The 12,117-nt window shown below is 43.6% G+C and carries 7 protein-coding genes and 1 pseudogene; 2 read left to right on the top strand and 6 right to left on the bottom strand.

Features of this window, described 5'->3' with window-relative positions; translation table 11 throughout:
- Positions 1–364 precede the first annotated feature (364 nt).
- Both B3R91_RS04270 and uvrC read left to right on the top strand, forming a co-directional pair.
- A complete protein-coding gene (locus B3R91_RS04270; protein WP_286796615.1) occupies positions 365–1,888 on the top strand; it encodes a DUF3360 family protein in 1,524 nt (507 codons plus the stop codon).
- A gap of 185 nt (positions 1,889–2,073) precedes the next feature.
- Positions 2,074–3,918: an excinuclease ABC subunit UvrC gene (gene uvrC, locus B3R91_RS04265; protein ID WP_286796614.1), complete on the top strand. Its 1,845-nt coding sequence runs from the start codon at positions 2,074–2,076 to the stop codon at positions 3,916–3,918.
- 109 nt (positions 3,919–4,027) lie between these two features.
- Here the strand turns inward: uvrC and B3R91_RS04260 are convergent, their stop codons facing one another.
- From B3R91_RS04260 to B3R91_RS04235, 6 genes and pseudogenes are all read right to left on the bottom strand, one after another.
- Positions 4,028–4,600, bottom strand: coding sequence for a dihydrofolate reductase (locus tag B3R91_RS04260; protein ID WP_286796613.1), 573 nt, complete (start codon positions 4,598–4,600; stop codon positions 4,028–4,030).
- 43 nt (positions 4,601–4,643) lie between these two features.
- Positions 4,644–4,931, bottom strand: a pseudogene (thyA, locus tag B3R91_RS04255) (thymidylate synthase); the annotation flags it as partial.
- Positions 4,932–5,137: 206 nt separating this feature from the next.
- A complete protein-coding gene (locus B3R91_RS04250) occupies positions 5,138–6,913 on the bottom strand; it encodes a restriction endonuclease subunit S (RefSeq protein WP_286796611.1) in 1,776 nt (591 codons plus the stop codon).
- A gap of 26 nt (positions 6,914–6,939) precedes the next feature.
- On the bottom strand, positions 6,940–8,415 hold the full coding sequence (locus tag B3R91_RS04245) for an N-6 DNA methylase (RefSeq protein ID WP_286796610.1): 1,476 nt from the start codon (positions 8,413–8,415) through the stop codon (positions 6,940–6,942).
- 107 nt (positions 8,416–8,522) lie between these two features.
- Complete coding sequence (gene hsdR, locus B3R91_RS04240) at positions 8,523–10,640, bottom strand: EcoAI/FtnUII family type I restriction enzme subunit R (protein ID WP_286796609.1); 2,118 nt, start codon at positions 10,638–10,640, stop codon at positions 8,523–8,525.
- Between the two features lie 27 nt (positions 10,641–10,667).
- A complete protein-coding gene (locus B3R91_RS04235; RefSeq protein WP_077448184.1) occupies positions 10,668–11,849 on the bottom strand; it encodes a cation diffusion facilitator family transporter in 1,182 nt (393 codons plus the stop codon).
- Positions 11,850–12,117: the final 268 nt, after the last annotated feature.

Raw genomic sequence — 12,117 nt, 5'->3', positions numbered from 1 at the left:
ATTAAGTTAAGTATGACTGCAAGGATTGTTGCTTATAAGGTAAGTTTTCAAGCAATGAGCCATAAAAAGACATTTATCATAGTGAAAAACCATGAGTCTCGCCAGTTTTAAAGCGTAACGAAACGGCAAGTGCGACGATAAAGCCATTATCTTGTTTGCATTCATTACCGTTTTCTAAGTATGACCGATTGAGTCATAAAAAATACTTTTCATAATGATACGGATAGTATCTTTTAATGGCGAAAGTCTCGCATTATCTTTAACGATGTCTTACAATAGCGGGATTTTGTTTTGGGCGGTTTAATATTTACTCGATATTAGGATAATAACGCCGCTCAAACCTCAGTTGACATAAGGAAATGTGATGAGTGGTACACAGCTTCCCACCTCAGGGCGCAACCCGCAGCAACCAATCTCTTCTGATAATGATGATTTGCAAGGCAGCTATGTAGAGTTACATAAGCCCAGCGCTAGCTTTAAAAATCGTAATGCCTACCTCAATCATGAACTGCAAATCATGCAACCAAAACGTTGGCGTGCTAATTTGCCGTTCCGCGATTATCGTTTTGAGTATGAGGATACGATTCCGGCAATGGCAGCGACCATCGGTAAAGTGGTGATGGTGGGTGCCATTGCTGCAACCTTTGCTGGTCCGCTTGGTTTGGGCGATGCTTTTGTGTTAGAAAACGTGCGTTATGAATTGCTTATCGTGGCGTTTTTTGTGATTTTATTCTCAGGCTTCCTACTACCGACTGCTAACCTTGCTGGTACGCACGGCCCACTGATTCCGCTGATTCCTATCGTTGTTGCCGCAGGCGGTCACCCGATGGCCTTTGGCCTGCTAATCGGTGCTTTTGGTTTGCTACTTGCCATTAGTAAAGGCGGCAGTCTGCTGGCGAACTTGACCAGTAAAGGCGTGTGCGGCGGCTTACTGCTATATTTAGGCTTTATCGGCACCATATCCCAAGTCAAAAACCTATTTGCTTGGGCGGAAGGAATTGGTATGTCGCATATCGCCTTTGTGGTGATTCTACTGACGATTATCTTATACGCGCTGTTAGAGAATTATCAAAAACGCTGGCTGGCGGTGCCACTCAGCTGCTTGTTAGGCGGTGGAGTTGCTTTTGCGATGGGCGCGCCTTTTACCTTTAAAACCGCACCCGGTCTACCAAATATGAATCCGATGTATTGGTGGGGCGAAAATACTGGTTGGATGTTAGGCTTGCCGACTGTCGAAAGCTTTATCGTGGTATTGCCCTTTGCAGTATTGGCAGTCGCTATGTGGTCACCAGACTTTTTAGGTCATCAAGTCTTTCAAAAAATAAGCTATCCAAAACGTACTGAGCGCGTGCTGATGGATATCGATGACACCATGACCAGTGCATCTATTCGTCAGGTAGCAGGCTCTGTGCTTGGCGGTGCCAACTTTGCGTCGTCATGGGGTACCTATATTGTACCAGCGGCAATTGCGAAGCGTCCTATTCCAGCCGGTGCGGTATTAACGGGATTGTTCTGTATTATTGCTGGTGTTTGGGGTTACCCCATGGATTTAGCCATTTGGGAACCAGTAATGTGCGTGGCGTTGATTGTTGGCGTCTTTATCCCGCTACTTGAAGCGGGCATGGAGATGACCCGCGAAGGTAAAACCACGCAGTCTGCGGCGATTGTCGTCTTTGCGTCAGCCTTGGTCAATCCAGCCTTTGGTTGGTCGATTACTCTGGTACTGGATAACTTAGGTTTAATTGGATCTAAAGAGCGCAGTGCCAGCTTAACAAAAATGAGTCGCTGGATTATTCCTGTGGTGACCTTTGTCATTTTAACCACAGTGATGGCTATCGTCGGCATGTTGCCCGGTATCCCAGCGCTTTTGCCAAACTTCCGTCACTAGATTTTTAACGTTTTCCATAAAAAGCCAGCCTCGATGCTGGCTTTTTTTATGACTTTAGTTAAGCCAATTTTTGGCTTGCAAAATGCCCGCCGTTGCCCCATAAATATGATATTACTTACGTTTTTACGGTGTGCTGTTTTTACTCTGTACTAACGTTAAAGCCCTAATTTAAGAGTCAAAAATCTATGGTCAATGTCTTCGCATCGAGTCCCGTCGACGATAAAAAAGCCCGCCTAAAGCATTTGATTCAGCGCCTGCCAAATCTGCCAGGGGTGTATAAAATGCTGGGTAAAAATGGCGATATTCTCTATGTTGGCAAAGCCAAATCGCTTAAAAGTCGCGTCAATAGCTACTTTGCTAAGACCATTGACCATCCAAAAACACGGGCACTGGTAGCACGAATTCATAATATCGAAACCATTATTACCCGTAGTGAGACCGAAGCGCTATTACTTGAGCAAAACCTGATTAAAGAGCATCGTCCGCCTTATAACGTGCTACTGCGTGATGACAAGTCTTACCTTTATGTGTTTATCTCTGCGGATAAGCCTTATCCAAGATTGGCTTATGGGCGCGGTAAGGGCAATCACCAAAAAGGTCGCTTTTTTGGGCCGTTTCCATCGGCTCATGCGGCGAAAGAGACGCTGGTGCTCATGCAAAAAATGTTTCAAATGCGCCAATGTACCAATACTTTTTTTAAACAGCGTAAGCGCCCGTGCCTTGAGTATCAGATTAAGCGTTGCCGTGCGCCCTGCGTTGGTTTGGTGTCGCCAGAAGAATACGCCGAGGACGTTAATAATACAATTCGCTTTTTAAAAGGCGATTCGAGTGATATTCATCAGACATTAATTAAAAAGATGGAGAGCGCAGCGGAAGCCTTAGACTTTGAAAAGGCAGTTTTTTATCGTGATCAGCTGTCTATGCTGCGCGAAGTACAAGCGAAGCAAGCCGTTTATACCGTAGAAGGTGAGGCGGATGTGATTGCGATTGCCAGTCAGGCGGGCATGACTTGCGTCAATGTGCTGACTGTGCGCGGCGGGCGCGTGCTTGGCGGTAAAAACTATTTTCCCGATATCGATAGCAGTGAGCCACTTGCCGATAATTTATCGGCGTTTATTACTTCGTTTTATTTTCAAGTAACCGATGATTTGCCAGCTGAAATTATACTCAGCCATGAGCTACCGGATCAAACAGCGGTCAATGAAGCACTGGTTACCCACTTTGGCAGTAAGACGGTCATTAAAACCAACGTCCGTGAGCACCGCGCTGAATGGTTAGATTTGGCCAAACTCAATGCCAATAACGCCCTAAAAACCAAGCTTGGCGATTATCTAGAATTGCATGCGCGCTTTGGCGCTTTAAAAGATGTCCTCGCCGATGTTACCGATCGAACCATTGACCGTATCGAGTGTTTTGATATCTCACATACCATGGGCGAGGCGACTATCGGTAGCTGCGTGGTCTTTGACCAAGGTGGCTCGCGTCGCCGTGATTATCGTCAGTATGCGATTCATGATATCCAAGGTGGTGATGATTATGCGGCGATGAAGCAAGTGCTGACGCGGCGTTATAAGAAGCAGCCATTGCCGGATCTATTGCTGATTGATGGTGGTAAAGGTCAACTTGGTATTGCTAAAGAAGTACTCACAGAGCTGGGTATTCTTAATGATACGTTGCTCATTAGTGTGGCAAAAGGTGAAGGGCGTAAAGCAGGCTTGGAAGTATTGCACTTTATCGATCATGAACCGCTTGATTTGCCGATGGATAGCAAAGCGCTGCATTTATTGATGCATATTCGCGATGAAGCGCATCGGTTTGCTATTACCGCACACCGTAAAAAGCGCGATAAACGCCGTTCCTCATCGGTGCTAGAAGTCATACCGGGGCTTGGCGAAAAGCGTCGCCGTGACCTGCTTAATCACTTTGGCGGTATGCAGCAATTGCTTGGCGCATCGCAGCAAGAGCTGGCTGGCGTGCAGGGGATTGGTCCGGTATTAGCGAGAACGATTTATAAAGTGCTGCATGAGTAGTTTAAGCAATATGGGCTAAATTTGAGTTTGTGCTCATAAAGCCCAACAATAAAAAAGCTGTCTTAGAATTATCTAGGACAGCTTTTTTTATTTTAATAAACTACAATTATTATTCGGCATTTTCTCTTTTATAAGTCACAAACCTAAAATCTAGCCCACTTTTTTCATCGTGTTTTTGCTCAGATTCTGCTGCGACTACAAAATCGTTTGGCAGCTCAGGGTAAAAGGCATCGCCATCTTTAATATCAGTATCGACATGCGTCAGCTCGATGCGGTCGGTATACATCATCGCCTCACTAAAAACCCGCTCGCCGCCAATCACCCAAATGGTATCAAGGTGCGCACCATGAGCAAGGCTGGCCGCTTGTGTCAGCGCATCGTCTAAATTATGCATCACATACGCTTTTTCACTACCGACCAAGCCATTTTGTTCAGCGTAGTCTAGTTGGGTCGTGATAATAAAGCTGATACGTTTTGGTAGCGGCTTACTGCCCATCGACTCAAAGGTTTTGCGACCCATGATGACGATACCTTGTATCGCGCCGTCACTTTGTTTGGTCGTCATGCTTTTAAAATGCTGCAAGTCAGCTGAGATATGCCACGGCAAATCATTCCCTTTGCCGATACAGCGATTGCGACTGATGGCCGCGATTTGGGCAACTTCGGTATTGGCATAGCTCATAACCTATCCTTTTTATGGTCTTTTAAAAGTAAAGCGATTAAGTTTAGACGGCAACCTTGGCTTTAATAGCTGGATGCGACTCATAACCTTCAACGCTGATATCGTCAAAGGTAAAGGCAAAAATATCCTTAATGTCAGGGTTTAGGGTTAAGGTTGGCAGCTCATACAGCGAGCGCGTCAACTGCAATTCAACTTGCTCACGATGGTTTTGGTAAATATGACAATCGCCGCCCGTCCAAACAAACTCACCAACATCTAAGCCGCATACTTGCGCCACCATATGAGTTAGTAAGGCATAGCTGGCGATATTAAACGGCACACCAAGGAATATTATAACCCCTAATTTATGCACAAGACGCCTAATAATATAGCTATGACAGTTATAATAGCATTGTGCACTTTTAATTCTGCACAATATGGATTATACATACAAGGTTATTATACCTGATTTTAAAATATCACTGCTAATAGAAGGTCTTGTTTATTTCTTTTAGTTGTACTAAAGCATATAAAACGTGATCGTTCCAATATTAAAACTCACCTTAAAGCACTATCAATCAACGCATCGGTAAGCTGAACTTGCGTCTCTTGAGATTGCTGTAACTTCTCTTTTAGCTGATCGCAAATGGTCATTAGTTCATCGAATTTTGCAACGATGCGATGTTGTTCAGCTAGAGGAGGTATAGGAATTAAAAATTTTGATATATTTCCCATGCTAAGATTAGCTCTTGCATTGTCAACTTGCTTGTCAAACATGTAACTAACGCATATAGCGCTATTAAAAAACATAAGTAAATAGTAACTACTCAAATAATTAGGAAATCCTCTAATCAAGCAAACTGCTTGATTTATGTTGGCAGATATATCTAAGTCATAAGTAGCTGTTCTTCCAATAGAGGCACCTACTATATTCATTAGAAAGTCACCTTTTTGGAGTATAGATCTAGACTCTATCTCATTAAATTTTTTCTCAACGTATTTCTTATTCTTAAATATTAACTTAAAACTACCGACATTCTCACTTGTAACGAAAAGAATATCTTTAGGGTCTTCGGTATACTGCACTCCTTGCCATTTAGGTGAAGAGCCCTTAGTAATTAAATTAGTGATATTTTGTAGTCTTTCCCAACCCCAGTCTTGTGGCAACTCAAAAGGTTTCTCTTTATCTGTGATAGCAGGTAAGGGCTTTTCTTTTTTTATAACTTTATCTTTAATCAGACGTTCTTTTTCTTCAGCAATCTTTTCTAACAAAACCGAAGCAGGTTCATCATTTGGATCCTGCTGGACTAACTTACCCATTACTGCCAATTGCAACACCGTTTGCTTTAGAGCTTCAATGCTTTGCTCAGTGGTAAATAGGCTATCGAAATGCTCAGCAATTCTCGCCCAGTTTTGTGCCAGCTCATCAGCATCAGAACTATCTGTCAAAGTGGCTAATAATACTTCTACAAGCGTAGCGTGAGCTTCGATACTGGCTTCGGTTTGCTGCTCTAGCTGATCACATAGCAGCATCAGCTCATCGACTTTAGCGACGATGCGGTGTTGTTCATTAGTAGGAGGTAAAGCAATTACTGTAGCGATTATCTTTTCCCTAGAGATGTTAGGTTGTGCTCCTCCTGCTCCCATACCAATAAATCTAGCTCTGTAGGCTTTCAATAGTATCAGTAAAAAAGTACTAGTTATGCCTGAAAAAGGAGTGCAAGCACATACTGCCTGATTTGTAGTACCAGCAACTTCCAGAATAGAAGCTTTACCAATGGTTGCACCATACATAGCAAGCAGAACATCGCCTGGTTTATTCTCTCTTAAAGAAGTTTCTTTTAAAGCTGATTCCGTAATGGTTTCTTGCGATTCTGAAATATAATCTTCAGACAATTCACCTGACTTAAACCAAGGGATTCCACCTCCATAGTACTTCGAATTACTGCGACTTGGAGTAGCACCAGCTCCCCATTCACCAATATCGTTTAATCTGCTCCAATACCAACCTTGAGGCGTTGAAAAATAATGTTCATCATCAGAAACTTCAGCCAACTTCTTAGGTTTTTTGATTTTTTTATCTTTAATCAACTGAACTTTTTCAACAGCAATTTTCTCTAATAAAACAGACGCAGGCTCATCATTAGTATCTTGTGGTACCAGCTTGCCACGTACTGCTAACTCCAAGATCAGCTCACGTAATTTACTAATTCCGTACAGCTCATACTTTTTGCTATTACCACGGCCACTAGTCGATTTAGCCAATATAGCGCTGGTCCAGAGATCGATATGTTCGGTAATTAGCTGCTCTGGTTTGTGTATGTCTTTACTCATCACTACGCTCGTCTTTACATTCATAGCTACTTGCCCTCTGTCGTGTTAGCAGACAGCGCAGCGCCCAGTACATCTTTTAATTGGCTGCGTAACGTATCGATACTCTGTTGTTGTTTGGCATAGTCAGCCAGTAGCTTATTAGGGTCATAATCAATGACTTCACCTTGATAAGGGTTTGAGATATCGAGATTATAATTACGCTCGATAACCTCTTCAATACTGACCTTCCAAGCGTGATTATTTTCGACACGACTGGCAAAACTATCAGACTCATCACCCCACCAATCAATCTCGGTTTGAAACTCTTCAAACTTCATTGGTTTGGTTTTGCTATAGTTTTTAACGCCTTCAGGATAAGGATGCTCATAGAACCAAATATCTTTGGTTGGCTGACCTTTGGTAAAGAAGAGAATATTGGTCTTAATCCCTGTATAAGGATTAAATACACCGTTTGGCAAGCGTACGATGGTATGCAGATTACATTCTTCCATTAGCATTTTCTTTAGCTTGGTTTTTACCCCTTCACCAAACAAAGTGCCATCAGGCAATACGACAGCAGCGCGACCTTTATCTGCTAAGACCTCGATGATTAGTTGTAAAAACAAATCTGCCGTTTCGCGTGTTTGGAACTCAGCAGGAAAGTTCTTTTCGATACCGTGCTCTTCAGTGCCGCCAAAAGGTGGGTTGGTTACGATGACATCAATATCACTGTCCCAGCTCGATAGCGGCTTATTTAGGGTGTTATCATGGCGTATCTGTACAGGTACTTCGATACCATGCAGCATCATATTGGTGGTACAGAGCAAATGTGGCAGTTGTTTCTTTTCAAACCCAAAAATCTGCTGCTGTAGCGCTTGATGGTCTTCAGCAGTTTCAACGTAGTTGTTTTTGACATGATCAAACGAGCAGGCTAAAAAACCGCCTGTACCGCAAGCGGGATCCATGATGCGCTCACCCAACTTTGGATCCACACGGTCAACGATGAAGCGTGTCACCGCACGAGGGGTATAGAACTCACCTGCATTGCCCGCGCTCTGTAAATCACGCAACAGTTGCTCATAGATATCACCAAACAGATGACGCTCATCTGAACGGTTAAAGTCCACTTCGTTAAGCTTATTAATCACTTGGCGTAGTAGCGTGCCGTTTTTCATGTAGTTGTAAGCATCGCTCAAACCTTGACGCACGACAAAGCCACGTGGGTTAGTATCTACTGGCGCGGTAAGGTTTTTTAGCTCAACGAATATTTCATCGTTGACGAAATCTAGTAACTCATCACCAGTGATACCTTCGGGATCAGCCGCCCAATTACGCCAAAGGTATTTCTCAGGGATGGGGGTCTTATAGTTTTCTTGTTCAAACTCAAGTGCTTCTTCTTGTGCATCAAATATCTTAAGAAACAACAACCATGACAATTGGCTTAGACGTTGGGCATCACCATCGACACCAGCATCTTGACGCATGATATCTTGAATAGACTTGATAACGGAACTGATTGACATGTTGTTTCTCTTTTTAATAAACGGTAGGTCTAAATATACGATAGGAATAAAACAAGCCTCAATAAGAGGCTTAGATTTATAGTTTATAGTTAATCTTTTTTAAACACTTAAGCTTGCTTAGGTGGCGGTACCCAATAGATCTCATCTTCAAGATCACTAATGGCTTGTTGATAGTCTTTTTTGCTACCAAAGCCTTCTCTGACAATTTCCATCGGACTACCTAGCTGATCGAGTGGTTTTACTTTGAGCACATTAAGACTTTCGATTTCTTCTACACCAGCATCAGCATATTTATCAAGCAAGGCGTTTAGTACTTTTTGAGCAGTATCTGAGTACTTGGTAAAGTAATTGCGCTTTTTGACTTCATTCGCACGTTCACGTCGGGTCAAGGGCGGTTGGTCATAAACCACATGACAAATCAGATCGAAAGGATCCATATCCGAGCCGATCTCTTCTTGCAATGCTTCCCAAATAATACCAGCGTTTGCCAGCTCATCAATAATGGTTTGTTTACGCTCAGTAGCGTTCCAACGCTTTATAAACTCATCCAAACTAGCAAACTGCTTGCTGAAGGTTTTGCGAGTATAGTCCTGAAAGGATTCGGTGACCAGTTTACCATCAGTATCATAGTACTGGATACGCTGAGCCATTACTTTTACAGATACGCCTTTCACATGGTATTTTTTAGCAGGCTCACTAACACCTATGTCATCACCCATACCAGCCCCTAAATCAAAGCCCCTATCATCACTCTGGGTTGTATAAGCTGGGTCGGTGCCATTGACAATATCTAGATCTGCGTCTGACTCACCATCTACCACTTCATCAAGCTCGTCGCTGCCTTCATTAATCTGCGATGGCGTCACAGTCATGATACGTTCAGGAACACCATCAAAGCGTTCATCTGCAAATAGCTCAGTCGCTTTTTTGAAGTCGAGAATCGTAAACCAAAGCTTACCGTATTTATCATTGATACGAGTGCCACGACCGATAATTTGCTTAAACTTGGTCATCGATTTGATATTTTGATCTAGCACGATTAGCTTACAGGTTTGGGCATCGACACCTGTAGTCATCAGCTCTGAAGTCGTCGCTATCACTGGATAGGGCTTTTTGGGGTTGATGAAATTATCAAGCTGCGCTTTGCCTAACTCATCATCACCCGTGATTTTCATAACATACTTTTCATTCTTTTTAACTTGCTCGGGATTGCAGTTAATCAGAGCACGGCGCATACGCTCCGCATGATCAATATCATTACAGAATACAATGGTTTTGGCCATTGGGTCAGTGCGCTGAAGATAGCTAGTGATGGTCTGTGCTACCAATTCCGTACGCTCATCAATTACTAAAGTACGATCAAAATCTTTTTGGTTATAGATACGGTCGTCAATCAATTCACCATGTTTATCTGTCTGTCCTTTGGTTGGACGCCAGCCTTGCATGTCAATATCGATATCAATTCGAACCACTTTATAAGGTGCTAAAAATCCATCTTCAATACCCTGTTTTAGGGTATAGGTATAGACAGGGTTCCCGAAATAATACGAATTAGAGACCTCGTCAGTCTCTTTAGGTGTCGCCGTTAAGCCTACTTGTGTGGCGCTATTAAAGTATTCCAGTATCTCACGCCAAGCACTGTCTTCAGCGGCACTACCTCTATGGCACTCGTCAATGACGATTAGGTCAAAGAAGTCTGGTGCGACCTGTTTAAAAGCCTTCTGATGCTCTTCTGGGCCTGTTAACGCCTGATATAAGCCAAGATGAATCTCAAAGGCTGGATCAACCGTACGGCCTTCTATTTTAGTCATCGCAGTGCCAAAAGGCTGAAAGTCATTCACCCGAGTTTGATCGACTAAAATATTGCGGTCAGCTAAAAACAAAATGCGCTTTTTTTCTCTAGCCTTCCACAGACGCCAAATGATTTGAAAGGCAGTGTAGGTTTTGCCCGTTCCTGTTGCCATCACGAGCAGGATACGATTCTGTCCGCGAGCAATGGCTTCTATGGTCTTATTGATAGCTTGGAGCTGGTAGTATCGCGGTGATTTGCCACTGCCATCATCGTGATAGTCTTGAGTGATGATAGGCAGCTGTGCTTGCGTATAGCCTTTCCACTGACAATACTTATCCCATAGCTCAGCTGGCGTTGGGAAGTCTGATAGTGAAATCTCTGTTTCGAGAGTAGGGCGTGTTGAACATTCACAAATAGTCTCTGTCAGTGCCATGGTTGAAGGTTCAACACGCCCTAGTGACTAGTGACTGTGCCCGATATGGTTATTCGCAGAGCTTTGCTGCTCTGATATGTCGCAGACCAATGCATCGCTATGGGCGCTGGTCTGCGGGTGTGACAAGCTTTCAACCTGAATGGTGGCGTGATGAATACCAAGCGCAAGCAACCCTTGCTCAAGATTGGCAATCAATACGCTGGCATCCGAGATTCTCATATCCCCATCGACCATCACATGGCAAGATAGCGCATTTAGCCCGCTGGTGATGCTCCAAATATGCAGGTCGTGGACTTGTTTTACTTGTGGATGGGCAAGCAGCTTGTCTTCCACATCTACCAGCGATATGCCTTCTGGCGTGCCCTCCATCAAGACATGTACCGAATCACGTACAACGCGGTAACCACTTACTAAGATAAGTACCGCGACGATCACCGACGCTGCGGCATCGGCCCAAACCCAGCCAAACCCCATCATCAGTAAAGCGGCGATGATCGCGGCGACAGAGCCCATCAAATCACTTAATACATGCAAGTAAGCGCTTTGCATATTGAGGTTGACAGGCTCTTTGGAATCATTGCTTTTATTTGCTTTTTCTTTATTTACTTTGTCTGCATTTGCTCCATGGCTGTGGGTGTGTCCATCGCTGCCGCTACTACCACGATGCATCAGCCAAGCGACCAAGATATTAACCAGCATACCGATGGTGGCGACGATTAGCATACCTTGGGTAGCAATCTCAGGCGGTGAGTTAAGGCGTTTGATCGCTTCATAAAAAATCATCAAGGCGATAATTACTAGCGTCGCACCATTGACGGTGGCCACGATAATCTCAAAGCGTTTATAGCCAAAGGTCTTTTGATGGGTGGCGGCTTTTTCGCCGATTTTAAATGCCATCAACGTCGCACCAAGGGCGATGGCGTCGCTGAGCATGTGTCCTGCATCAGAGAGTAACGCCAAGCTGCCTGTCAGTAAGCCACCAATCGCCTCGATAAACATATAGCCTGTGATGATCACAAAGCTAATCAGTAACGTACGCTGATAGCCTTTGGTATCTCTTGGTGCGGTGTTTTGCTCTAGGTGAGTGTCATGATCATGAGCGTCTTGATTGCCAGCAGTATAGTTACTATCGTTGTTTTTATAGACATCAATAGGCTCACTTGGAGGCAAATGCTTATTTTGCTTATGACTGGCATCTTCTTGACTCATAACGTTACTCAAATTTATTAAGACTTATGGTAAATAACTTCAAGGATTAATGATAAATCTAACATAGTCGAGTATTAGAAGCTGTAACGACGAGGTAAAAATGCAGCCAGTAAGCTATAGTCGATTCACTGCAAAAATGACATCGTGCTACTGGTATAAATTTTCCTTGCATGCTGTTATTACAGAGGCTGCGCAACATTCATTCCAGTAGCACTCTTCAATTTATCACCATGTTATTTTGAACTGACTAGGGCGTGTTGAACATTCA

It is taken from the genome of Psychrobacter sp. UBA6291 (genome assembly GCF_002439405.1).
GTDB classification, from domain to species: domain Bacteria; phylum Pseudomonadota; class Gammaproteobacteria; order Pseudomonadales; family Moraxellaceae; genus Psychrobacter; species Psychrobacter faecalis.
The sequence above is the reverse complement of the archived record's forward strand: the minus strand, read 5'-3'. Positions and strand labels throughout refer to the sequence as shown.